This window comes from Pedobacter polysacchareus, assembly GCF_019802255.1.
In the GTDB taxonomy this organism is placed as follows: domain Bacteria; phylum Bacteroidota; class Bacteroidia; order Sphingobacteriales; family Sphingobacteriaceae; genus Pedobacter; species Pedobacter polysacchareus.
On the sequence record NZ_JAHYSS010000004.1, the window covers coordinates 287605 to 312861 of the forward strand.

The following is a 25257-nucleotide window of genomic DNA, read 5'->3' on the forward strand; positions in this document are numbered from 1 at the left end:
AAAGAATGGCTAATTTAAAAGAAGTAAGAATTCGTATATCATCGGTGCAATCTACACAGCAGATCACCAAGGCCATGAAAATGGTTTCGGCTGCGAAGTTGAAGCGTGCGACCAATGCGATTGTTCAGCTACGTCCGTATGCTACAAAGTTGAAAGAGATCCTAGGAAATCTTTCAGCGAGCTTAGAAGGATCATCGTCTCCGTTTATTCAGGAACGTGAACCAAATAAGGTATTGATTGTAGTGGTTTCTTCTAACCGTGGTTTAGCTGGTGCCTTTAACATGAATGTGATTAAAGAAACCAACAATTTAATCTCGGAAAAATATAGCGAACAATACAAAAATGGTAATGTAAGTATCGTCGCTATCGGTAAGAAAGCACATGATTTCTATGAGAAACGTGGATACAATGTTATCGGAAATAATAATGAAGTATATGCTGCGCTTACTTTTGAAAATGTAACCAAGATCACCAATGCGATCATGGCAGGCTTTGAAAAAGGCGACTTTGATAAAGTAGAGCTAGTATACAACAGGTTTAAAAATGCGGCCGTTCAGATCTTAACTACTGAGCAGTTATTGCCACTTCCTAAAACTGAAATTGCCGAAGGTGCAGCCGCTGCTCATGCAGTAGACTATATCATGGAGCCTTCTCAAGAGGAAATTGTATCGCAGCTGATCCCTAAATCGATCAAAACCCAAGTATACAAAGCAGTATTGGATTCTCATGCTTCTGAGCATGGTGCCCGTATGACTTCAATGGATAAAGCAACTGAAAATGCTGGTGATTTAATTAAAGCGTTAAAACTTTCTTACAACCAGGCACGTCAGGCAGCGATTACTACAGAGCTTACAGAGATTGTAAGTGGTGCAGCAGCACTAAACGGGTAGTCCTCCATTTAAATCTATTAAAGCCCTTATCCACACGGATAAGGGTTTTTTTTGTTTAGATTGGTTACGTTTTAGGAGAGATTGAAATTTATCCGGATGTTATACCACTTTTTGTATAATAAATATTATTTTTGTGGCATAAATAGAAACACTATGGAACAAAGACCAATACACAATACTCCTAGCATGAAAAGAGCTAACGAGACATCCATCTATAAATTAATGGCTGTAGGAATTGTAATTAGCGTTGTAGGCGTTTATTTGCGTTTTGCTGGCGATTCAATGACCTTATCATTGGTATCTTGGGCGATCTTGTTTATCGGTGCATTCATCGCTTGTAAAGGCGTATTCAAAATATTAGCAGCTTAATTATTTAAGTCGCATTTCTGAAAATCCTCAGTAACTCCGGTTGCTGAGGATTTTTTTATGGGTCACATTTTGATGACGGTCCGGCTTTCATAGGTTACCTTATCTGTTGCGCTGTATTAACAGCAGTACCTTAATTAAACTCCTATGAAAAGATATTTAGTTTATGGCCTTGCAGCGCTTTTATTTGCAGCCTGTAGCCAAGAGAAAAAATCTCATGAACCCAATGCCGATGCCACTTCCAATGAACTGATGATCTCAGATAGTTCTTCCGCAGCAAAAATTATCAAAACTGCCGATATGCGTTTCCGCGTGAAAGATGTACAGCAAACAAAAGAAAAACTCGGCAACCTGATCAAGGCTGAAGGCGGAACACTTGCTGAATTTTCCATCCATAGCGATGTATACCAGTCGGAGAAAGTGCGTTATTCTACAGATTCTTTATTGGAGCTGACTTCTTACCGTACAGAAGGTTCGATTGTCGCCAAAGTTCCCGCTGATAAATTAGATGAATTTACCAATAAGGTAGCGGGAATGGCCGTGTTTGTAGATCAGCAATCGATGAAGTTTGATGACCTGAGTCTTTCTTACCTATCCAATCAATTGAAAAACCAGAATAGGATAGAGGCCGTTAGTCAATTGAATAAACACGCCAACAAGAAAAGTAACAATGTAGAAACTGCATTAGAATTAAAAGATACTTATGTAGATCAGAAACTGGAGAATATGCGGATCAATGACCGTGTGAAATACAGTGACATCACGCTTGCTTTTTATCAGGACAATACCGTGAAAAAATTAGTTGTAGGCAATGATAATTTATCAGATTACCGCCCTTCGTTTTTTAGAAGATTGGGATTGAATATCCAAAATGGATGGGTGATTTTTATGGAGTTCTTATTGATCCTGGCCAACTTATGGATGTTGATCCTGGTCGCTATAGTCGCCTTTATCGCGTTTAAGCAATACCGTAAAAGAAATAGAAAAGCGGCTATTTAAGTCGCTTTTTATTGTCCTTAGCAAAAGCTTCCCAACCCGAATAAGATTTTCCGCTGCCGGAAGTGCTCACTCTTTGAAAGGAATGGCACACAGCGACGGCTAAACCATCGGTTGCATCTAAAAATTGCGGGGTTTCTTTAAATTTAAGCAGGGTTTGCAGCATGGCTGCAACCTGTTCTTTTCCCGCACTTCCGCTGCCGGTTATGGATTGTTTGATTTTACGTGGTGCATATTCTGTAATTGGAATGTTCCTGGATAGGGCTGCTGCCATGGCTACACCTTGCGCACGGCCCAATTTAAGCATCACCTGGATGTTTTTTCCATAGAAGGGAGCCTCTAGTGCCATTGCATCCGGTTTATACTCGTCAATCAGCACTATGGTCTTTTCAAAGATGCGCTGCAGTTTCAGGAAATGGTCGTCTAAATGATCCATTCGGACGATCCCCATGCTGATCAATTCGATCTTACTTCCCTTTTCCAATATCACCCCATAGCCCATAATCGAAGTGCCCGGATCTATACCGATGATCACCCTTTCCTTTTTTTCCACCAACATAGAACAATATTAAGCATATTTGCAGAGAGTAAAAGCAAAAAAGTTGACATCACAGTACAAAAAAATAGTTTCTTATATTCTTAAAGCCGGAATTGTTCTTTTCGCATTTTGGTTTGTGTACAGCAAGCTGACAGCGAACAGGAACCTCCAGGATTTCAAAAACCTGCTCAGTAAATTGCCGCAATGGGAAATTATCACCGTCATGGGGGTGGTTCTGCTCCTGATGCTGGTGAACTGGGGACTGGAAGCCGTAAAATGGAAACGATTGATCTCCAGTGTGGAGAAAATCTCGCTCTGGAAGGCAGTAGCTTCTGTATTTTGTGGCTTAACCTGGGCGGTATTTACCCCGAACCGGATTGGGGAATATGGTGGACGCGTGTTCTTCCTTTCGCCGAAAAGGCGGGTGATTGGAGTGGTGGCTATGGCCGTTGGGAACATCGGACAAATGGTGCTCACCAATGTTTTTGGCGCCATTGCCTTCTGCGTGTTCGTCTATCGCTTTGTGAAAATAGATCCGTTGGTGTTTTATGCACTGGCATTTTTCGCATTGGTCTTTTGCTTATTCTTCCTGGTCTTTTATTTTAACATCAAATGGCTGAACGGATTATTACTATCCATGAAGTTCAGCAGAAAATATAAAAAGTTTTATAGCATCCTGGCGAGATACCAAAAGAAAGAACTGCTGAAAATTCTGACGCTGTGTTTTTTAAGGTACCTCGTTTTTAGTACACAGTATTTTATCCTGTTCTTCTGGCTGATTCCTAACCTCCATTACATGGAAATTCTGATGATGGTGAGCATCCTGTTCTTTGTACAGTCTACCTTGCCTTCTTTAGACCTGTTTGATATTGGCGTAAGAACCGCTACGGCTTCTTATTTCTTCAGCTCGATTACAGATCAGGAAGTGGCAGTAATTGCTTGTACAGCCAGCATATGGCTGATAAATATTATTATTCCTGCTATATTAGGCACTTATTTCGTATTTAAACTTAACTTTTTTGGAAATTCACAGCGCAGCTAGTTTTATTGCTTCTATTTTAACGGTCATCTATGTATTTGTTGTATTTACTTTTATCAGGGGCTGGAATAAACTGAGCTATTATCAACCGCAGAAAACCGCTCTTAAAACTAAGGTATCTATTTTGGTAGCGGCCAGAAATGAAGCGGAGATCATCAGGAAAACCCTGGATGATTTATGCGCGCAGTCTTATGATAAAGCACTTACAGAAATCATTTTTATAGATGACCATTCTACTGATGATACAGCTGCAATCATTTCTTCCTATGCTTCGAAAGGGGTAAAGCTGATTCGCCTGAATGAAGATCGTGCCCTCAATTCTTATAAGAAAAAGGCCATTCAAACGGCGATTGGTCAATCTACAGGGGATCTGATCATCACTACCGATGCCGATTGCAGGATGGGCAAAGACTGGTTGAAAACCATCATCAGCTATTATGAAGAGAAAGACTACAAAATGATTTCTTCACCCGTGGCTTATTTTGAAGAAAAAACTTTCTTTGAACGTGCACAGGCATTGGAATTTCTATACCTGATCGGTTTGGGTGCTTCTACCATTGGCAATAAAAAACCTTCTACCTGTAATGGAGCCAATCTGGCTTACGAAAAAGCAGCTTTTTATGAAGTTGGCGGTTTCAAAGGGATTGATGACCTGGCTTCAGGAGATGATGAATTGTTGCTGCATAAAATGGCGGCGCGTTACGATAATCATATCGGCTTCTTAAAAAACGAGGATGCGGTAGTTTATACCCATGCCAAGCCTACACTTGGTGAATTTATTCAGCAAAGAAAACGCTGGGCCTCGAAAAGTACGCGTTATAAAAACAAAGCGATCATCGTGCTTGGCGTGGCAATCTGGCTATTTAATGTGAGCATCCTGCTGAATATCGCCATTGGCTTATTCGATGGTTTCTATTTTGGCCTGGCTCTAACGCAATTGCTGATCAAGATTTTCCTGGAATTTATATTTTTATATCAGGTCACCGGCTTCGCTAAAAGAAGGGAATTATTGGTGCTATTACCTATACTCAATTTAATGCATATCGTATATCTGGTTTACATTGGGGTAGCCGGGAATTCAGGTAAATACAACTGGAAAGGCAGAATGGTCAAATAATGGAACAGTACAATAGTCCGTCGAAACAGGTATGGAAGCGGTTTAAGCAGAATAAAATGGCTTTTTCCGGATTATTGTTTATTCTATTGATGATGGTTCTGGGTATTTTAGGTTACCTGATTACACCCGATCAGACACCCTATGCGAATACGATGCATTTGCAGCTCAGCAATAAAAAACCAGGACGGAGTTTTGATTTCCTGATCATCAGTAGAAACCCTGCGATCAAAAAGGTCAGTTTCCTGGAAAAGATGCTGGCCGGACAAGAATCCGACTATAAAAGTATTCCAATTACTGCTTATCGGGAAGCGGGAAATAAGGTCTATGCCAAAGAATATATTGGCGATGATGAGCAGGCCGAAGAGGCGGTTTACCCTTTACTGGAAGGTAAAAATAGATACAGTCAGACTTTTTGGCTAGGAACTGATGTTTATGGCCGGGATTTACTGAGCAGGTTAATGATTGGGATTCGGGTGTCTTTATCCGTAGGTCTGATGGCGGTGCTCATTTCTCTTTTTATTGGGATCAGCTTGGGGGCGCTGGCCGGTTATTTTGCTGGGAAAACAGATGCCGCAATTAGTTGGTTCATGAATGTGATCTGGTCGCTCCCTTCCTTGCTATTGGTAATTGCGATATCTTTTGCCTTGGGAAAAGGCTTCTGGCAGATCTTTATCGCCGTTGGTTTGTCGACCTGGGTGGATGTTGCCCGACTGGTAAGAGGGCAGGTGATGGCCCTGAAAAATGTGGAATTTGTGGAAGCTGCAAGGGCACTGGGATTTTCTACGCCAAGGATCATCATCAAACATATTTTACCCAATATTGCAGGGCCAATTCTGGTACTGGCCTCCGCAAATTTTGCCGCAGCCATCTTACTCGAAAGTGGGCTTAGCTTTCTTGGATTTGGCGCACAAGCTCCTATGCCCAGCTGGGGAAGTATGATCAAAGAACATTATGGGTATATCATTATGGATGCCGCCTATCTTGCCATCCTGCCAGGTTTGGCCATCATGGTGACCGTTTACGCTTTTAATCTGCTGGCCATCGGCCTGAGAGACGCTTTTGATGTGAAATCGCAGAATATTTCTGTTTAATTTATGCTCCTGCTTTTTAGTAACTTTGTAGGATGCTGTTAAACTGTTACCAGAACGAATTAGTAGAGGCCGGCTGTGATGAAGCGGGCAGAGGATGCCTTGCAGGGCCTGTTTTTGCCGCTGCCGTAATCTTACCGAAAGATTTTAAGGCAGGTGAACTGAACGACTCTAAAAAATTGAACCATAAACAGCGTGAAGCATTAAGGATCATTATTGAAAAGGAGGCGATTGCCTGGGCTGTAGCCGAAGTAGACCACATGGAGATTGATAAGATCAATATCTTAAACGCTTCTTTCTTAGCCATGCACAGGGCGATTGAAAAGTTAACAAGGAGACCGGAATACCTGGTCATTGACGGCAACCGCTTTAAATCCTATCCGAAAATCCCGCATGCCTGTATTGTGAAAGGTGACGGTAAATACCTGAACATTGCTGCTGCTTCAATCCTGGCGAAAACACATCGTGATGCCTATATGGAGCAGATTGCTGAGGAATATCCAGTGTATCAATGGAAACAAAATAAAGGCTATCCAACTATTGTACACCGCAATGCAGCTTTAGAACATGGTTTATCACCCTACCACCGTAAAACTTTTAGTATTTCTAGGCCTCAGTTGGCACTGTTTTCCGAAATCGAAGGATAATTAGTATTTTCACATAATTTGAAAACATTACTACTCACCAACAGAATACCCTTTCCGCCCAATAGTGGCTATCCGATTGTGGTGTATAACACTATAAAAGGGTTGTTGAATCTGGGGGTAGAAATCACTTTGTTTAGTATCAACCCCAAAAAGTATCGGGTAGATATTGAAGATATCTATGATCCTTTATTTGAAAAGATCAATTTTTATTCTGTTGATCTGGACACCGGGGTCAATATTTACGGGGCATTGCTCAATATCTTTTCCAATCAATCTTATAATGTTTCCCGTTATTATGATGAGGATGCTGCAAGCCTGCTTGCCGAGATCTTGAGGGAAAATGATTTTGATATCATTCAGTTTGAAGGACTTTTTGTGGTGCCATACCTGGATGTTGTGAAAGAAAATAGTAAGGCAAAGGTGATTTATCGCGCTCATAATATTGAGTTTGATGTATGGGAACGCATTGCGATGACGGAGAAATTTACGCCAAGGAGGCGTTACCTCCAATTTCTTGCGCGCCGTTTGAAAAGTTATGAAACAGAACAGATCAATCGTTTCGATCAGGTTTTTGCCATTTCTGAACCAGACAGGCAAAGTATTTTAAGGTTCGGCTCCGCAACTGCATTGGAAGTTTTTCCGGTGGCACTGGATTTTGAGAAGTATGTGACGGATCCTTCGAAAACAAGTTTCCCAACGTTATTTCATTTGGGTGCGATGGACTGGCGTCCTAATAAAGAAGGATTGGAATGGTTTCTGGACGAGATCTGGCCGGATATTGAGAAGTTGAATTCTGAACTTCGCTTTTACATCGCTGGAAAAAATATGCAGCAACAATTTTTTGAATACGATTCTGATAACCTGGTAGTAGAAGGAGAGGTATTTGATGCGATAGAATTTATCAATTCAAAAGCCATCATGATTGTACCCTTATTGTCGGGAAGTGGGATGCGTGTGAAAATTATTGAGGGGATGGCGATGCGGAAATGTGTGATCGCTACCAGCATGGCCGCTGAAGGGATTCGTTATGAACATGGAAAAGATATTCTCATTGCTGATACGGCAGATGAGTTTTACCGAGCCATCCTGCAATGTATCACCAACCCGAAAAAATGGAAAGAAATTGGGGAAAACGCAAGGAAAACTGTGGAAAGAGACCATGATATAAAAATCATCGCTGAAAGAATGCTGAATATCTACCAAAAATTACTTACTGTTTAATTTTTACGTACTTTTGCCCACGTTTTTGGCCGGTTAAAGGGGATAAATGTGGATAAAGCAGCCAAAAACCTGAACAACTTAGAAAACAATAATAAACGATAAAATCTGCCCGCATTATGCAGGTCAGAACTGATCGTTCATAAACGTTAAAAAACAAATATTCTAATGAAAAATACCGCATTAACAGAAAAACACATTTCATTAGGTGCCAAGATGGTGCCTTTCGCAGGTTACAATATGCCAGTTCAGTATGAAGGTATCAATGCCGAACATGCAACCGTAAGAGGATCTGTGGGCGTTTTTGATGTAAGTCACATGGGTGAATTCATCATAAAAGGTGAAAATGCACTGGATCTTATTCAAAGAGTAACCAGCAATGATGCTTCAAAATTATATGACGGTAAAGTACAATATTCTTGTCTGCCGAATGAAGATGGTGGTATTGTAGACGATTTATTGGTTTACAGAATAGATGAAGCTACTTATATGTTAGTTGTAAATGCTTCTAACATTGAGAAAGACTGGAACTGGATTCAGAAATTTAATGATAAAGGCGTAGAAATGCACAACATTTCTGACCAAACTTCTCTTTTAGCCATTCAAGGTCCTAAAGCTGCTGAAGCATTACAGAGCTTAACAGACGTAGATCTTGCTTCTATGGAATATTACAACTTTGTAAAAGGAACTTTTGCAGGTATTGAAAATGTGATCATTTCTGCGACTGGTTATACTGGTGCTGGTGGTTTTGAGATCTATTTCGACAATGCAAATGCAGCAGCGATCTGGGATGCTATTTTCGAAGCTGGCGCGCCATTCGGAATCAAGCCAATTGGTTTAGGTGCCCGTGATACACTGCGTTTGGAAATGGGTTTCTGCTTATACGGAAATGACATCGACGATACGACTTCTCCAATTGAAGCTGGCTTGGGATGGATTACTAAATTCAGCAAAAAATTCACGAATTCTGAGGCGTTACAAGCGCAGAAAGAAGCTGGTGTTGCCCGTAAATTGATCGGTTTTGAAATGATAGACAGAGGTATTCCTCGTCATGACTACGAGATTGTTGATGCAGAAGGAAACGTGACCGGAAGAGTAACTTCAGGTACGCAGGCACCATCTTTACAGAAAGCAATCGGTATGGGTTATATTGATAAAGCGCTAGCTAAAGAAGGTACAGAGATTTTTATCAATATCCGCAACAACAAAATCAAAGCGAAAGTGGTAAAATTCCCTTTCACAAAATAAGAAACATCAATTCAGCAATAGAAAACAATTAGCGAGATTCCATTACCCATGCAGAAAAGTATAGAAGTTTGTTTAACACCAGCATTATTAGATCTTTATTCCATAGAAGACCGTGTAGTGGTGGTCATAGATGTGCTGAGGGCTACCTCTTCAATGGTGTATGGAATCGACAATGGTGCCAGCGCAATCATTCCTGTTGCACAGGTAGAAGATTGTCTGAACTATGCGGATAAAGGTTTTCTATTGGCTGCAGAGCGAAATGGAGAAGTGGTTGAAGGCTATGACTTCGGCAATTCTCCATTTTCTTATTCCCATGAAAAAGTAAACGGGAAAACAATTGTGCTGACCACCACAAACGGCACTAAAGCATTACACCTGGCTCAAAAAAGAGCACATCAGGTGGTGATTGGTTCGTTTTTAAACCTGGAAGCGCTTTGTAACTGGCTTCGTGTACAGGATAAAGGCGTACTGTTGCTTTGTGCAGGTTGGAAGGATAAATTTAATCTGGAAGATACGCTGTTTGCAGGTGCTGTGGTCAAGGAGTTGCGTAAAGATTTCACACATTTTGATGATTCCTGCGTTGCCGCAGAAGATCTTTATGACCTGGCGAAAGACGATTTAAGAAACTACCTTCATAAATCATCACATAGTCATAGACTGGCTGAACTGAATATTGAAGAAGATGTGAAATTCTGTCTGCAGCTTAATATTTGTACCGCTATTCCAGTTTTAGTTGGCGATGCGCTGGTTGCACTGGAAGCTTAGTTCCTAAGCTGAAATATTATTCAGGAAATCCCTGCTTAAAGTTTAGGATCAGTTCCTGCAGACTTTCATTCGTCTGTATGGTTTTTAAAGTCTGTTCGTAAGCCAGCCAATAAATGGTTTCTGCTTTCTTCATATCGAAAGTACTGATATCTCCCATACCTGTTGGCTCTACCATTGCATTACAAAATGCAGCTTTCTGCTCTGTATCTTTATTTATAGACATCACACCTGCTCTTTTCATGAGGGTAGAGATGTTGGTAATTTTATCAACTTTAGTCAGGTGATTACAGGAAGAGCCGATGATATAATCGCAGCTGCTCATTAAGGGCTCTACAGGGAAGTTGTTCAAAATCCCTCCATCTACATACATATGGTTTTCTATCATGATGGGTCTGAAAATCCCCGGAATGCAGCTGGAAGCAAGTACTGCTCTGATCAGGGGGCCAGAGGTGAAATACACCAGTTTTCCTTCACTGAAATTCGTTGCGGCAATGGTGAGTGGAATTTTTAGGTTTTCCATCCGGTCTACAGGAAGGTGTTCTTTTAACAATTCTTCCACATGCTCAATATTGATGAGTCCGAGGGAACCTAAAGCTGGCCGGATGAAACGGAATAGTTTTGCTTTGATGAAGATATCTAAACCGGCCTCCGGATCTATTCCGGAAGCAAAAAATGCACCTGCAATAGAACCTGCACTGGTTCCACTGATGTGACTGAACACAATTCCTGCATTTTTTAAAGCTTTTAAAACACCCAGATGAGCGATGCCTCTAATCCCTCCACCTGATAATACTATTCCTACCTTAACCATATTACTCGTTTCTTTGCTGTTTAGAATTGCTATTTTGTTCGGTATTTATGCTGGTTTTGATGCTGGGATCTAATCCTACACCGTTTCTGATTGCTAATTCTTTCCTATTGCTATTTAGGTTTATATTTTGATAAGTTCAATATTTTTTGAGGATCTTTTTCTGCCATCAGCTGTTGAAGCGTGACCTCTTTATTTTCCTCCATATATTTTCTGACCATTTGCCAACCCATCCATACCCCTAATTTTGGTGCAGATTCCTGTTTGTCGCCTAATCCTGGCGTGAAAGGGCCTTCTCCTAAAAACACCTGAATCTTTTGATAGTCGGTCTCGAATAACAAATTGTTTTGCAATAAATAGGCCCAAATGTCTACTTCATAAGTTTTACACCAATCTATTTGTGCTTTTGTGTAGCCGATCTTAACAGAATCGGGTACTTCATCTGCCAAAACCTGGTCCATAAAATATAAGATTTTCCCGTTTTGAATCATTTTGGACAATAGCGTGCGGTCTTCGTCTTTTTCGGGGAATAAATCTTCTCTGGCATAGGTTTCCGTTACTCTCGGCACCACATATTCCGGACTGAAACGTCGGGAAAGATAGCTGGGCACGCTTTGAACGATCGCCCCATAAAACTTGCTGTTTTTTCCAAGAAACATATCCAGTCCGATACCGATATAATCATCTCCGATGGGTGTCTGTACAGCAAATCCAGAGACAAAAGAAATCATTCTTGGGATTTTTACATTCGGATAGTAATGCTTTATATATTTAAAAGTTTGTGTCAGGTCTTTTTCAATGTGGTCCATGTTTTTGAAAACACTGTCGGCTTCTTTGTTGAGGTCGGTATAAGCCGGGTCTTTATACAGGGTGGTTAAAATTTCGGGGCCGGTATAACTGGCATCACCCACCATGCGGTGAATATAATCCTGGTAAAAAGCACCGTATTTTTTCTGTAGCAGCTGATCAGTTTTTTGCAGGTCTTCAGACTTGCCCTGATAGAGGTCTCTATCGAAACGTTCTACTTTCAGATCCAGTTTTATATCGCTCACATCTGGCTTACTGGCCTGCTTACATGAAAAAAAAGCAAGCATAGAAAGAAAAAATAGATAGATTTGGCTGGGTTTTACGTTATATGTCATTAACAGCAAATATATATACATCCCATAGGAAAATTGCAAAACAAATTGACTGAAAATGAATCGATTCTCATCATACAGTTTAAAATAGCCATAAAATGGCTGATGGACGTTTCCTAAAGATTGAAAACAAATAATATAAATAATGAAAAATACATACCTTACTTTATTCTTACTTCTTTTAACGGGACACCTTTTTGCACAACAAGGTGGATCAACATATTATGGGTTCAGGTTAGGTTTAACGGCACATCCAACTTTAGGATGGGTAAAACCGGAAGTCGGTAAATCAGAAGGACTGGCTTTAGGTTTTTCTTACGGTTTACTGGGTGATTTTAATTTCGCAGAAAACTATTCATTTGCCACTGGATTGACCATCACCACGATTAATGGTAAAAGCACAGAAGTGAATGTCCGTCCTTTCCATGACGCTACAGATGGTGGTAACATGGCTTATGATTTAAGATACAGAATGCAGTACATTGAAATCCCACTGACGATTAAACTGAAAACCAATAAGATTGGCGAGTTAAGATGGTATGGACAATTCGGTATTTCCAATGATTTTAATATTGGAGCTAAGCAGAATGCGCAGATGCTAGGTAAGAAAGTAGAGAATGATAGAAACATTTCTGACTATAGTAAATTTTACCGTGCCGGGATGGTAGTTGCCGCAGGTGGTGAATATGACCTGGATGATCGTACCAGCCTGGCCATCGGCTTAACCTTCAATAACGGCTTGACAAATATTGTAAAGGATGGCGATCGCAGAGCGAAAAACCATTTTATTGGCCTTAACGTAGGCGTTTTCTTTTAAGGAATTACAAATCATTTAAGAAATTACAAATCAGATTTTAAGTACAGACACATGAATATCGCATTGGCACAACTCAATTACCATATTGGGAACTTTGAACACAACACTAAAAAGATCATCGACAGTATCGAGCAGGCAAAAGCAAAAGGTGCTGACCTGGTTGTTTTTGCAGAACTGGCCGTTTGCGGCTATCCTGCAAGAGATTTTTTAGAGTTCGACGAGTTTATTCAATTGTGTGAAACTGCTGCTTTAGAAATTGCCAGTAAATGCCATGGCATCGCCTGTATTATCGGCCTGCCCGTAAAAAATGATATTCTGGCGGGTAAAGACCTTTACAATGCGGCTTATTTTATTGAGGATGGCCAGATCAAGAATATTGTGAAAAAGGCATTATTGCCTACTTATGATGTTTTTGATGAATATCGGTACTTTGAACCAGCCAACCATTTCGAATGTATTCGTTTTAAAGGGCAGAAAATTGCGCTGACCATTTGTGAAGACTTGTGGAACATCAACAACAATCCTTTATACGCTTCTTCGCCAATGGACGAACTGATTCGTCAGAAACCAGATTTGATGATCAATATTGCCGCTTCTCCCTTTTCTTATTGTCATGATGATGAAAGGGTAGTGGTACTGTCCGATAATGCCAAGAAATATAAGCTGCCATTACTGTATGTGAACCAGGTAGGGGCGCAGACAGAGATTATTTTCGATGGGGGTTCTATGGTATTTGATAGAAAAGGACAGCTTGTGGATGAGATGCCCTACTTCAAAGAGGAGCTCCGGCTTTATGAATTGGAAAATGGTCATTTCAAAGGTCATTCCCCAATTGAGCATATTGCTGCACCCGATATTGAGCAGATTCATGATGCCCTGATATTGGGTATTAAAGATTATTTTGAAAAATCAGGTTTCAGTAAAGCGGTATTGGGACTTTCCGGCGGAATTGACTCTGCTATTGTTTGTGCTTTAGCTTGCAGGGCATTAGGGCCGGAAAATGTGATGGCAGTATTGATGCCCTCGAAATACTCTTCCGATCATTCTATTGATGATGCTTTAGCTTTGGTGAAAAATATGGGCTGTAAACATGAGATCATACCGATTGCCGCAGCCGCGGATGCTTTTGATCAAATGATGGCGCCTGCTTTTCAAGGATTGCCTTTCAACCTGACTGAAGAGAATATTCAGGCCAGATGCAGGGGGATTATTGTGATGGCAATGTCGAATAAATTCGGCTATATCTTGTTAAATACTTCCAATAAAAGTGAATGTGCAGTAGGTTATGGCACTTTATACGGAGATATGTGCGGTGCAATTGGTGTAATTGGAGATGTTTACAAAATCCAGGTGTATGAACTGGCGCACTATATCAATAAAGATGGCATCGTGATTCCAGAAAATTCAATCGTTAAACCACCGTCTGCAGAGTTGAGACCCGGACAAAAAGATTCGGATTCCCTGCCAGATTATGATGTTCTTGATAAAATTCTATTCCAATATATTGAGCTGAAACAAAGCTCTGCTGCGATTATCGCACAAGGTTATGAAGAAGCTTTAGTGAGAAGGATTCTGAAAATAGTGAATAATGCGGAATTTAAGCGTTACCAAACACCTCCTATTTTAAGGGTGTCGCCTAAGGCATTTGGAATGGGCAGAAGAATGCCGATTGTAGGAAAGTATCTTTCTTAAGAAATAACAGGCTTAATAAAGCAGCAGCTGATCGTTCAGGTGCTGCTTTATTTGCTGAAGCATAAAAAACCTAAGCTGTTTAAACAGCTTAGGTTTTTTTGTTCTATTAATTTTAGTTCGCTTATTTGAACTTACTATTTGAATTAAGTTCTTGAAATCAGTTGTTGGAGCTGATATCCTTAAGCAGCTTTTTTTACCCATTTCCGATAAGGAATAATCAAGGCTAGCAGGATCGCGATAAAAGAAAAAAGTTTTGCAATCAGGTCGCCATGTTCTACGTAGAAAGTCAGGTCGCTGTTCAGGTTGATGTCTGCTTTTAAGGCAGTGCGTGTCCACCATTTACTTTGTTTTATAATGTTTCCTTTCTGATCAATAAATCCAGAGATTCCTGTGTTTGCAGAACGGACTACCCATCTTCTGGTTTCTATAGCCCTTAATTTCGCGTATAACAGGTGCTGATCTTTTCCTGAGGTATTTCCCCACCAGCCGTCATTGGTGATGATAGCGATAAACTGAGCGCCTTCTTTTACAGATTCACCAACCCAGTCTCCCCATAAAGATTCGTAACAAATTACAGGAGCTACGCCAATACCGCTTTGTGCATAGAATACACCCGGATGGTCTTGCCATCCCCAGCCACCTACAGTACCGCCTAACTGCGCAAAAACAGGGGTTAAAAATGCCAGTGTTTTTGGGAAAGGCATTTTTTCTACGCCTGGTACCAGTTTCGATTTATGATAGAACTGTACATTCGCCGAGTTCTCTACTTGCATCGCTGCATTGAAGTTGTCGAAGTACATGCCACTATTTGGATCCAGTTTAGAGCTGATGGTTTGTTTATCATTATACACCTTAATACTTTCAATTCCGGTGATCAATGTGCCGTTTTTATACTTGGAAATGAAATCCTGAAGCTGGATGAAATCAGGATTACTTCTGATCCTGTCTTCATCGCTATAGTTAGGAATCGCCGTTTCCGGCCAGATGAAATATTCAGTATTCACTTGTCCTACGGCATCAGATAGCTTGGTCAGGATCTGCATTTGCTCCTGTGCAGAAATACCACCCAGTTTTTGATAAGGATCAATGTTTGGCTGAACAGTCACCACATTAACCGGTACCGTTTTCTCTTTATAGCTTGAATACCTGATTAATGAAGCAGCTATCGGGATCAAAATCACCGCTGCCAATGCCATAACCGGTCTGAATTTTAAGTAAGCTTTTTGTGTTTTCCAGGCTTGATACGCCTCAAAAGCCAGGATGTTACTAAGTAAGATCCATAGGGAACCGCCATAAACACCAGTATATTCATACCATTGCACCAATTGATGGCTAGCGGCAAAACCGTTGCCAAGTGTCATCCATGGAAAGGCCAGGTCCCAGGTTTGATGGAGGTATTCCATGGCGATCCAGAAACTAATTAATCCGGTATAAGCGACCCATTTGCTGGTATATCTGCTTAAACGGTAGTACAGCCAGAAAGCGAAAGTCATCATTAATGCACCCAGGCCGTAGGGGATCAGTGAAATCAGGAAGGCCACAAATGGGTTATTATAGGCACTAACTGCATTGTAAACCCAGTAAATACAGGCCGTGTTCCAAATTAGAAAGGTCAATCCGGCGGTTAAGAAAACTTGTTTTCCCTTTTTCTCTTCGGTGCTATTGCTGATTTGTGTAATGGCGATGAGTAAAGGGACCATGCCAACTAACAAAAGCGGGGTAGTGAATGGAATAGGTGGCCAGGCCAACCACATTAAAAATGCGCTGAGCAATGCAAGGAGCGTCGTGTTTTTTGAATTCATTGGGTAATAAATGGAGGTATTGTAAGGAGGCTGTCGGCCCGCCGACAGCCTTATATTTTTAGCGGTCCAATTAAAAGCTGTCCAGGATGCTTGCTTTTTTCGCTTCGTATTCTTCCAGAGTAATCAATTGTTTATCATACAGTGTTTTCAATTTCCTTAGTTTTAACGTAGTCTCATCTTCAGGTTCTTCAACCGGGGCAGGCGCTACATAGGGAGCTGGTGCCGGAGTATGTGGGATAAAAGCCATTGGCTCTTCCTCTACGGCAGGAGTTGGCGCTGTGTTTACAGTTACCGGAGAAGTAGAAGAACGTCTTTCCTCCAGTTCTACTTGTCTTTGCTGCTCTTTAAATTCTTCTAATTGCTCGTGTGCAGCCTGATATAATTTACGGGCCTGAACTTTAGGAATGTACTCTGTAATGATGTTTTCGCCATAAGTAGGCACACAGATGAATTTAGAACCAAAGATCTCCTCTTTGAAAGAAACCTCTTTAATGGTTTTCCAGGAGATGTCTTTAAAATTCATGGTAATTCCAAAATTACCAGGCTCACAATAGAAAATACGTTTATTACTTACCACAATGCAGGTCGGAAGGATGTTCACTGCCGGTCTTTTTTGTACCGCCATATAAATCAGCTCTTCGTTTGCACTGAGCATATCATTTAATTTTCCTAAAACCTTTTCAACAGCTTTAGGATCTTGTTCATCACTTAAAAATCTATCAATTAAAATCATATTAATTCTTTTTATAATGCTATCAAAAATTGAACCTGAAATCTACTTGTTTTCCTGTCTTGCTGTTATTTAACCTGGAATTGTTTTTCTTTTAATCCGATTATTTTTTCCTACTCCTGAATTGCCTTTTTGAAGCGCAACTGGTTCAGTTTTTCAAGGATAATCAACTCAATTCCAAGGTTTCTGTTTATTGCTTAATCTTCCGAATCGTTGTTTTTATCATATTTCGACTTCTTCACTTCGGCTTTTCCTGCGATACAGATCACAAATTCACCTTTCAGGATATTGTTCTCAAAATGTTCTTTGATCTCTGATAAAGTACCCCTGACCGTTTCTTCGTACATTTTTGTCAGCTCTCTGCTTACGGAAGCCTGACGGTCTTCACCACAGTATTCTGCAAATTCTTCCAGCGTTTTAAGTAATCTATGTGGGCTCTCATATAAAATAATCGTACGATCTTCTTCTGCTAGCTTCTTGAAACGGGTTTGTCGGCCTTTTTTTACCGGCAAAAAGCCTTCAAAAATAAAGGTGTCGGAAGGAAGTCCGGAGTTTACCAATGCGGGAACAAAAGCAGTGGCGCCTGGCAAACATTCTACAGCAAGGTCATTTTTTATGGCCTCTCTTACCAGAAAAAAACCGGGGTCAGAGATGGCTGGAGTCCCTGCATCAGAGATCAGTGCCACATTTTTCCCTTCTTTCAGAAATTTGATGATCTCAGAAGTGGCTTGATGTTCATTGTGCTGGTGGTGGGAATACGCCTTTTTATCGATTCCAAAATGTTTCAGCATTGGCGCACTCGTACGTGTATCTTCGGCCAGAATTACATCTGCCTCTTTTAGTATCCTTATCGCCCTGAAGGTCATATCTTCAAGGTTGCCAATCGGCGTGGGAACAAGAAATAATTTGCCTTCCATAGTATTTTTTTCATCAGCTTAGCCAAAATAGGGGCCATGTTGAAGGATATTATTCCTACAGATGCCTTATCGGGGTTCGCAATGACGTTTAAGTTATTATCTTTGTTTAAAATATAAAATAATGCTGCAAGTTAACTATATCCGCGAAAATAGAGACAAAGTTTTAGAACGACTGAGTGTTCGTAAATTCAAGCAACCAGAATTGGTTGATGAAATCATTAAAATTGATGAAGAGCGTAGACAAGCTCAAACCTCCTTAGATTCACTTTCCGCAATTGCTAATTCCAGTGCTAAACAAATTGGTGAGCTGATGCGTAATGGAAAAAAAGAGGAAGCGGAAGTATTAAAGTCGGAGACTACAGCAAATAAAGAGCAAATTAAAAACCTTTCTGAGGTATTGACTGCTGCAGAAGAGCAATTGTTTCAATTGATGGTACAATTGCCTAACCTACCACATGAGTCTGTGGCTACAGGTAATACTGCGGAAGAAAATGAAGAGATATTTATACATGGCGAGCCTGCAGTATTGGGCGAAAATGCAGTACCGCATTGGGAACTGACCACCAAATATGACATTATTGATTTTGAACTGGGTACAAAAATTACCGGTGCAGGATTCCCTGTGTATAAAGGAAAAGGTGCACGTTTACAAAGGGCCCTGATTAATTATTTCCTGGATAAAGCAGTAGATGCTGGTTACAGAGAAATGCAGGTGCCATTATTGGTGAATGAAGCTTCAGGTTTTGGAACCGGACAATTGCCGGATAAAGAGGGTCAGATGTACCATTCAGGTGTAGATAATCTTTACCTGATCCCTACTGCTGAAGTGCCGGTAACGAATTTATACCGTGATGTGATTTTGAAAGAGGAAGAACTTCCGATTAAAAATACCGCATATACCCCGTGTTTCCGTCGCGAGGCAGGATCTTATGGTGCACACGTAAGAGGTTTAAACCGCTTGCATCAGTTTGATAAAGTGGAATTGGTACAGGTAGTACACCCGGATCACTCTTATGAAACATTAGAACAAATGAGTGCTTATGTACAAGATTTGTTAAAGGATCTAGGCCTTCATTTCCGCGTTTTGCGTTTGTGTGGAGGTGATATGGGCTTTGCTGCTGCCATGACTTACGATATGGAAGTATGGAGTGCTGCACAGCAGCGCTGGTTAGAGGTTTCTTCTGTTTCAAACTTTGAAACTTATCAGAGTACCCGCTTGAAATTAAGATTTAAAGGCGCTGCGGGTAAAACACAGCTGGCACATACTTTAAATGGAAGTGCCCTGGCATTACCACGTATTGTGGCTTGTATTCTGGAAAACAACCAAACTGATAAAGGCGTTAAAATTCCTGAGGTATTGGTGAAATACACAGGATTCGAATACATTGATTAGTGCTGATGAATTAGCAAATAGCTTTTGATAAAAGTTCGATTAGCTTGTCCACAATAAATTGGGCATAAAAAAAACCTTCTCCACTACGGAGAAGGTTTTTTTTATTCATCGGTAGATGATACGATTATAAGATTAAGATTAACAACAGAATGATAATGATGATCGCCCCAACAGAAAGATAAACACCGCCACCTAAAGCTTTAGATTGTTTCTTAAGTTCTTTAAGTTCTTTACGAAGTTCTTTTTTCTCTGTTCTGGACAAATTAGATTTATCCATTGATTTGATTTCCTCTACACGTTCTGTAATTCTTTTCAATTGAACCTGCTGCTCAGCGGTCATTTCCGTTTTTGGATTGTTAGATTTTTCTGCCGCAACAACAGTGTTTGCGCTAACGCCCATCATAAAGATTAAGGCTAACGAGTAAATGAATTTTTTCATGTGATATAGGTTATGTGTCTTACTATTGTATGACAAACAAAAAACCTACCAAAAAAAATGGTAGGTTTTTTATTAAGGATTTCCTGCTTAAAAAAACGTTGTATTTAGTATGCCTGAGGCATATACCAATATATATATTAATTTGCTAGAGGACTTCTGATCAGCAAGGAAAGACTAAAAGTGTGTGTTCCTGTGGTCAGTTTATCTGATCTCAAATACTGTATTCATGGTATAAGTCAGTTTTATTTTCTTGAAGTCGATCTCCGGAGCTGGTGCTCCAGCCATATCTGCGCTCTCTGATTTCATCATCATCACATTGCGGTACATTGGCTGAGGGTAAGATTCGTTGTTTAACTCCTGAATATCGATTATACCAGCTAATTTATCTCCAATTGCTTCTACCAGGTAAGTCGCTTTTGCTTTTGCAGCCTGTAGTGCTTTAATTTTCAATTCTTTTTTTAATGCTTCAATTTTTGAATAGTCGTAGCTGTCGATATTGGTATAAGCAATCCCTTTTGGATCTACATCACCAATGATTTCATTGAATTTATTTAGGTCACTCACTTTCAAACGGTATTGTTTGCTCACCAGGAAATCAGGGTTTTTCTTTTTCTCGGCAACGGTATAGCCCGATAAGTTATTGATCGTTAAATTCTCTTTTGAAATACCAGCAGCCTGAATTGCATTGTACAATTGAGTCTCCAAGGTGGTAATCTCTACTTTTTTCTTACTATTGTTGTCTTTTAAATATTCTTTTAGGGAGATACTGATGTAAATGATATCTGGAGTCACCTCTGTTTCTGCAGATCCGCTCACGCTAATTTTTTTTCTCAGGTCTACTTGTTGAGCCATGGCACTTAAACTAAATAAGGCAACGAAGGCAAGGGCAAATAACTTTTTCATAATAGTTGTTTTTCTTTTTGTGTATTTGATAAGAAGATGTAAATGTCGGGTCAATTCCATATCAACCAAGCGCACAATTTACAAAATTGCACTTAACTCATTCATTATGAGTTATATTTTTTTGTTAAAATTCTTTGCTGATAAATTTCCGGCGAATAAAAAAGCCCGTAAAACATTTGCTTTACGGGCTGATTAGATTTTATAAAGTTTTAATCTTCTGTAATTTCATTGTTCAGGCCAATTTCTTCATTTATCTCTTCCTTAAAATAAGTTTTCTGATAAATCAAGATCAGGACTACCCCGATAGAAATCGCTGCATCTGCAAGGTTAAAAACGGGTCTGAAGAAGATGTAATCTTCACCACCCCATATTGGCACCCATTTAGGAAACACGCCTTCTACCAGCGGGAAGTAGAACATATCTACTACTCTACCATGAAACCAACCTGCATAACCGTAGATTTTTCCATAAAACACCGAGTCAATGATATTGCCCAATGCACCGGAAAAGATCAGGGCTACATTCATAATTAATCCTCTGTGGTATTTTCTCTGGATCAGGTAATGTAACCCATATCCAATACCTGCTACCGCTGCAATTCTGAATAAAGAAAGGGATAGTTTTCCAAATTCACCGCCAAATTCAAGGCCGAAGGCCATTCCGTTGTTTTCAGTGAAGTGGATGATACACCAATCTCCAATAATCTTGAACTCCTGTCCCAGGTACATATTGGTTTTAACCCATGTTTTGATCAGCTGATCAGCGAGTAAGATTAAAAAGATAATCAGTAAAGGTTTAGTATATCCCTTCATTAGCTCTGCTTCAATTTAGCTTCCATACTTAGTGTAGCATGAGGTACTGCACGTAAACGTTCTTTTTGAATCAGTTTACCAGTCTCACGGCAAATGCCATAAGTTTTGTTCTCAATACGTACCAATGCCGCTTCTAAGTTTTCAATGAATTTCTTCTGACGTGCTGCCAGCTGGTTCAATTGTTCTTTTTCTAAAGTTGCAGAGCCGTCTTCTAATGTTTTATAAGTTCCTGAAGTATCTTCAGTTCCGTTAGAGTTTGGGCTACTTAATGAGCTGGTTAGTGAAAGAAATTCTTCTCTCGCCATACGTAGTTTTCCTTGAATAAGTTCTTTAAACTCCTGAAGTTCACTATCTGAATACCGTGTTTTTGTAGCTTTTTCCATAATATTATTGTTTTGCGATCGAAATATCTAGTTCAACATCATCAATGACGATTTTGTTTCCACCTTCTAATTTATCTATTAAATTAATTTTATCCGCTAAAATTTCTGAACAAATGTAGGTTTTATTTTGAGCTACTGCATTTGCAATCAGATTATGGTTTTGTAAAGAGACTGTAATGCGATCCGTAACCTCAAAGTTTAATTCTTTTCGTAGATTTTGAATTCTATTAATCAGCTCACGAGACAAACCTTCCTGCTTCAATTCGTCAGTGATGGTCACATCTAAAGCAACGGTCAGGCTGCCCAGGTTGGTTACCTGCCATCCCGGAATGTCTTCCGCAATGATCTCCACATCAGTCAATTGAACAACGTAAGCTGTGTTTGGAACCTGGTATTCACCAGTAGCCTCAAAACCAGTTAACTCATCCGGGCTCATGTTAGTGATCAGCTCAGCCACCATTTTCATTTCCTTACCTACCTTAGGCCCTAAAGCTTTAAAGTTAGGTTTGATTTTTTTCTTGATGAAACCTGCAGCATCAGTAATATACTCAATCGTTTTGATGTTCGTTTCCGACAAAATCAGCTCTTTCACCAATTCCACCTGCTCCGCAAATTTCTTGTCCAATACCGGGATTAAAATCTTCGCCAATGGCTGACGCACATTGATGCTGCTCTTTTTACGTAGGGAAAGCACCATCGAAGAGATGTTTTGTGCCAGTTCCATGCGCTCGTTTAATGCTGTATCAATCAGCGCATGATCTGCTTCATTCCATAAGGTTAAGTGTACAGATTCAGTAGCATTGTTTTGAACAGTTACTGATAAGTTCTGATACAGCCAATCTGCAAAGAATGGTGCTACCGGCGACATGATCTGTGCGATGCTCGTTAAACAAGTATATAAAGTTTCGTAAGCTGCTTTTTTATCTGCAGTCATTTCACCTTTCCAGAAACGGCGGCGGGACAAACGAATGTACCAGTTGCTCAAATGCTCATCTACAAATGTCTGGATCGCTCTTGAAGCCTTTGTTGGCTCATAGCTTTGGTAACTCTCATCTACTTCCGCAATCAGCGTCTGCAATAAGGATAATATCCAGCGGTCTAACTCACTGCGTTCTGCAATTGGGGTTTGGTTTTCCTCATCGATCACAAACTTATCAATGTTCGCATATAAAGCGAAGAAAGAATAAGTGTTGTAAAGCGTTCCGAAAAACTTACGGCGAACCTCATCAATACCATCGGTATTAAATTTAAGGTTGTCCCAAGGGGAAGCATTGCTGATCATGTACCAACGCGTTGCATCAGCACTATAAGTGTCGATGGTAGCAAAAGGATCTACGCCATTGCCCAATCGCTTAGACATTTTGTTGCCGTTTTTATCCAATACCAATCCATTGGATACCACGTTTTTAAACGCTACACCTGGATTGCCTACTTTTTCGTTGATTGCTTTAATCTCTTCGCTCGACTCGCTTAACATCACCGCAATGGCATGTAAAGTAAAGAACCAGCCACGAGTCTGATCTACACCTTCAGCGATAAAATCGGCAGGATAGGAATTCGCAAATTCTTCTTTGTTTTCAAAAGGGAAATGCCATTGTGCATAAGGCATGGCACCGCTATCAAACCAAACATCGATCAGGTCTAATTCACGAACCATTCTTTCGCCGTTATCAGCGGTCAGGATCACATCATCCACATATGGACGGTGCATATCTTTTAGCTCAAAACCAGCCTCCATGTGCCCTGCAGCAACAGATTTCTGGATTTCTGCATTCAATTCCTCGATAGAACCGATACATTTTTCCTGCTTACCATCTTCTGTACGCCAGATTGGTAAAGGAGTACCCCAATAGCGCGAGCGCGAAAGGTTCCAGTCTACCAGGTTTTCCAGCCAGTTGCCAAAACGGCCTGTTCCGGTAGCCTCAGGTTTCCAGTTGATGGTTTTATTTAAAGCCACCATTTTCTCTTTTACTGCTGTCGTTCTGATAAACCAGCTGTCTAAAGGATAGTAAAGGATCGGCTTGTCAGTTCTCCAGCAATGTGGGTAACTGTGTTCATATTTCTTAACGTCGAATGCTTTGTTGTCTTCTTTTAATTTGATGGCAATCAGTACATCTGTTGGTTTAAAATCAGCAGCAGCACGTTCTTCGTCTGAATAGTATTCTTCTTTTACATAACGACCGGCGAAATCCGTCACCTCTTTTACAAACTTACCTTGCTTGTCTACTAAAGGCGCGTCATTACCATTTTCATCTTTTACCAATACGGAAGGAACACCTGCCTCTTTGGCGATACGAAAATCGTCTGCACCGAAGATAGAAGCAGTGTGAACGATACCTGTACCATCTTCTGTAGTTACAAAATCACCAGGAATTACACGAAAAGCATTTGATTCCAGGGCTTCATTAGTCACATAAGGCATCAATTGATGGTAATGCAAACCAATCAGGTCTTTACCTGTAAATTCTTTAACGATAGTCCATGGAACGAGTTTGTCGCCACCTTTATAATCTTCCAAAGCAATTGCTGCAGCATCCGCTTTAAAGTGTTTTCCTACCAGATCTTTGGCAAGAATTACACTTACCGGAAGGAAGGTATAAGGGTTGAAGGTTTTCACTTTCACATAGGTGATTTTCTCGCCTACAGCCAATGCACAGTTAGAAGGCAAAGTCCATGGGGTAGTGGTCCAGGCGATAATCGCGGTTTCTTCCTGCTCATTTTCAAAAAGATCTGCCATCAATGGATGCTGCTGGTCCTTTTTAAGGAAAAACTGAGCGGTAATCGAGGTGTCTTTCAACATCTTGTACGTACCCGGCTGGTTCAGCTCATGCGAACTTAATCCTGTTCCTGCAGCAGGGGAGTATGGTTGTACAGTATATCCTTTGTATAAAAGGCCTTTGTCGTAGAACGATTTTAAGATCGACCATAAGGACTCAATATACTCACTTTCGTAAGTGATATATGGGTTTTCCAGGTCTACCCAATAGCCCATTTTTTCGGTCAGGTCATTCCATACATCAGTGTATTTCATCACCTCCTCTTTACAAGCAGTATTGTATTCTTCCACGGAAATTTTCTTTCCGATGTCTTCTTTCGTAATGCCTAATTTCTTTTCTACAGCAAGCTCAATAGGCAATCCATGGGTATCCCATCCGCCTTTACGCTTTACCTGAAAGCCTTTTAATGTTTTATAACGGCAAAAAATATCTTTAATCGCACGCGCCATCACATGGTGAATCCCAGGCATTCCATTTGCAGAAGGTGGGCCCTCATAAAACGTGAATGGGTTCGCTTTTGAACGCGTAGAAATGCTCTTCTCAAAGATGTTTTCCGCTTTCCAAAATTCAAGTATTTCTTTTCCTATTTTAGCTAGTTCCAGCTGTTTAAATTCCCTATACATCAATCAAGTATCTCCAAAAAATTAAGGTTGCAAAGTTACATTTTTTAGAATTAAAAAATGCATTCTTATCCTTGGTACTACGCCAAGGACCACTCATAAACCGAAGGTTA

Annotated in this window: 24 protein-coding genes; 13 read left to right on the forward strand and 11 right to left on the reverse strand. The window is 40.3% G+C overall.

The window, feature by feature from the left end; all coding sequences use genetic code 11:
- The first annotated feature begins 5 nt into the window (after positions 1–5).
- The 3 genes from atpG to K7X70_RS12420 all read left to right on the forward strand — a co-directional run bounded on the left by atpG (position 6) and on the right by K7X70_RS12420 (position 2255).
- A complete protein-coding gene (gene atpG, locus K7X70_RS12410) occupies positions 6–890 on the forward strand; it encodes an ATP synthase F1 subunit gamma (RefSeq protein ID WP_222537397.1) in 885 nt (294 codons plus the stop codon).
- Positions 891–1043: 153 nt separating this feature from the next.
- The gene (locus K7X70_RS12415) at positions 1044–1259 is read left to right on the forward strand and encodes a hypothetical protein (RefSeq protein WP_187665727.1); all 216 of its coding nucleotides are present in this window, start codon (positions 1044–1046) and stop codon (positions 1257–1259) included.
- A 144-nt stretch (positions 1260–1403) separates the two neighbouring features.
- A complete protein-coding gene (locus K7X70_RS12420) occupies positions 1404–2255 on the forward strand; it encodes a DUF4349 domain-containing protein (RefSeq protein ID WP_222537398.1) in 852 nt (283 codons plus the stop codon).
- Here K7X70_RS12420 and ruvC read toward each other — a convergent pair.
- Positions 2248–2811 carry a crossover junction endodeoxyribonuclease RuvC gene (gene ruvC / locus K7X70_RS12425; RefSeq protein ID WP_062550552.1) on the reverse strand — a complete coding sequence of 188 codons (564 nt, stop codon included), beginning with the start codon at positions 2809–2811 and terminating at the stop codon, positions 2248–2250. The genes K7X70_RS12420 and ruvC overlap by 8 nt on opposite strands.
- A gap of 43 nt (positions 2812–2854) precedes the next feature.
- Between ruvC and K7X70_RS12430 the strand changes: the two genes are divergently transcribed.
- The 7 genes from K7X70_RS12430 to K7X70_RS12460 all read left to right on the forward strand — a co-directional run bounded on the left by K7X70_RS12430 (position 2855) and on the right by K7X70_RS12460 (position 9912).
- Entirely contained in the window at positions 2855–3832 is a 978-nt protein-coding gene (locus tag K7X70_RS12430) for a lysylphosphatidylglycerol synthase transmembrane domain-containing protein (RefSeq protein ID WP_222537399.1), read from the forward strand.
- On the forward strand, positions 3810–4946 hold the full coding sequence (locus tag K7X70_RS12435) for a glycosyltransferase family 2 protein (RefSeq protein WP_222537400.1): 1137 nt from the start codon (positions 3810–3812) through the stop codon (positions 4944–4946). The genes K7X70_RS12430 and K7X70_RS12435 overlap by 23 nt, the downstream gene beginning before the upstream one ends.
- A complete protein-coding gene (locus K7X70_RS12440; protein ID WP_222537401.1) occupies positions 4946–6037 on the forward strand; it encodes an ABC transporter permease in 1092 nt (363 codons plus the stop codon). The genes K7X70_RS12435 and K7X70_RS12440 overlap by 1 nt, the downstream gene beginning before the upstream one ends.
- 32 nt (positions 6038–6069) lie before the next feature.
- The gene (gene rnhB, locus K7X70_RS12445; protein WP_222537402.1) at positions 6070–6681 is read left to right on the forward strand and encodes a ribonuclease HII; all 612 of its coding nucleotides are present in this window, start codon (positions 6070–6072) and stop codon (positions 6679–6681) included.
- 18 nt (positions 6682–6699) lie between these two features.
- Entirely contained in the window at positions 6700–7902 is a 1203-nt protein-coding gene (locus tag K7X70_RS12450; protein ID WP_222537403.1) for a glycosyltransferase family 4 protein, read from the forward strand.
- Positions 7903–8067: 165 nt separating this feature from the next.
- On the forward strand, positions 8068–9147 hold the full coding sequence (gene gcvT, locus K7X70_RS12455) for a glycine cleavage system aminomethyltransferase GcvT (protein ID WP_222537404.1): 1080 nt from the start codon (positions 8068–8070) through the stop codon (positions 9145–9147).
- A gap of 48 nt (positions 9148–9195) precedes the next feature.
- The gene (locus K7X70_RS12460; protein WP_222537405.1) at positions 9196–9912 is read left to right on the forward strand and encodes a 2-phosphosulfolactate phosphatase; all 717 of its coding nucleotides are present in this window, start codon (positions 9196–9198) and stop codon (positions 9910–9912) included.
- Positions 9913–9928: 16 nt separating this feature from the next.
- On the opposite strand, the gene K7X70_RS12465 is transcribed toward K7X70_RS12460, so the two are convergent.
- Both K7X70_RS12465 and gldB read right to left on the reverse strand, forming a co-directional pair.
- Positions 9929–10723: a patatin-like phospholipase family protein gene (locus K7X70_RS12465; RefSeq protein WP_222537406.1), complete on the reverse strand. Its 795-nt coding sequence runs from the start codon at positions 10721–10723 to the stop codon at positions 9929–9931.
- A 110-nt stretch (positions 10724–10833) separates the two neighbouring features.
- Entirely contained in the window at positions 10834–11862 is a 1029-nt protein-coding gene (gene gldB / locus K7X70_RS12470; RefSeq protein ID WP_222537407.1) for a gliding motility lipoprotein GldB, read from the reverse strand.
- Positions 11863–12004: 142 nt separating this feature from the next.
- On the opposite strand from gldB, the gene K7X70_RS12475 reads away from it, so the two are divergent.
- Both K7X70_RS12475 and K7X70_RS12480 read left to right on the forward strand, forming a co-directional pair.
- Positions 12005–12676 (forward strand): porin family protein, encoded by a 672-nt coding sequence (locus tag K7X70_RS12475; RefSeq protein ID WP_222537408.1) that lies wholly within the window; start codon positions 12005–12007, stop codon positions 12674–12676.
- A gap of 51 nt (positions 12677–12727) precedes the next feature.
- A complete protein-coding gene (locus K7X70_RS12480) occupies positions 12728–14368 on the forward strand; it encodes an NAD+ synthase (protein WP_222537409.1) in 1641 nt (546 codons plus the stop codon).
- Between the two features lie 179 nt (positions 14369–14547).
- Here K7X70_RS12480 and lnt read toward each other — a convergent pair whose 3' ends face one another.
- The 3 genes from lnt to rsmI all read right to left on the reverse strand — a co-directional run bounded on the left by lnt (position 14548) and on the right by rsmI (position 17817).
- Entirely contained in the window at positions 14548–16170 is a 1623-nt protein-coding gene (lnt, locus tag K7X70_RS12485; RefSeq protein ID WP_222537410.1) for an apolipoprotein N-acyltransferase, read from the reverse strand.
- 70 nt (positions 16171–16240) lie between these two features.
- Positions 16241–16903, reverse strand: coding sequence for a PH domain-containing protein (locus K7X70_RS12490; protein WP_222537411.1), 663 nt, complete (start codon positions 16901–16903; stop codon positions 16241–16243).
- 194 nt (positions 16904–17097) lie between these two features.
- Positions 17098–17817 (reverse strand): 16S rRNA (cytidine(1402)-2'-O)-methyltransferase, encoded by a 720-nt coding sequence (rsmI, locus tag K7X70_RS12495; protein WP_222537412.1) that lies wholly within the window; start codon positions 17815–17817, stop codon positions 17098–17100.
- Positions 17818–17938: 121 nt separating this feature from the next.
- Between rsmI and serS the strand changes: the two genes are divergently transcribed.
- Positions 17939–19210, forward strand: coding sequence for a serine--tRNA ligase (serS, locus tag K7X70_RS12500; protein WP_222537413.1), 1272 nt, complete (start codon positions 17939–17941; stop codon positions 19208–19210).
- A 124-nt stretch (positions 19211–19334) separates the two neighbouring features.
- Here the strand turns inward: serS and K7X70_RS12505 are convergent, their stop codons facing one another.
- The 5 genes from K7X70_RS12505 to ileS all read right to left on the reverse strand — a co-directional run bounded on the left by K7X70_RS12505 (position 19335) and on the right by ileS (position 25147).
- Positions 19335–19649: a hypothetical protein gene (locus K7X70_RS12505; protein ID WP_222537414.1), complete on the reverse strand. Its 315-nt coding sequence runs from the start codon at positions 19647–19649 to the stop codon at positions 19335–19337.
- Positions 19650–19850: 201 nt separating this feature from the next.
- The gene (locus tag K7X70_RS12510) at positions 19851–20552 is read right to left on the reverse strand and encodes an SIMPL domain-containing protein (protein ID WP_222537415.1); all 702 of its coding nucleotides are present in this window, start codon (positions 20550–20552) and stop codon (positions 19851–19853) included.
- Positions 20553–20761: 209 nt separating this feature from the next.
- Complete coding sequence (locus K7X70_RS12515; RefSeq protein WP_222537416.1) at positions 20762–21364, reverse strand: lipoprotein signal peptidase; 603 nt, start codon at positions 21362–21364, stop codon at positions 20762–20764.
- Positions 21364–21747: a TraR/DksA family transcriptional regulator gene (locus K7X70_RS12520; RefSeq protein ID WP_062550535.1), complete on the reverse strand. Its 384-nt coding sequence runs from the start codon at positions 21745–21747 to the stop codon at positions 21364–21366. The genes K7X70_RS12515 and K7X70_RS12520 overlap by 1 nt, the downstream gene beginning before the upstream one ends.
- A 4-nt stretch (positions 21748–21751) precedes the next feature.
- Positions 21752–25147: an isoleucine--tRNA ligase gene (gene ileS / locus K7X70_RS12525; RefSeq protein ID WP_222537417.1), complete on the reverse strand. Its 3396-nt coding sequence runs from the start codon at positions 25145–25147 to the stop codon at positions 21752–21754.
- Between the last annotated feature and the right edge of the window lie 110 nt (positions 25148–25257).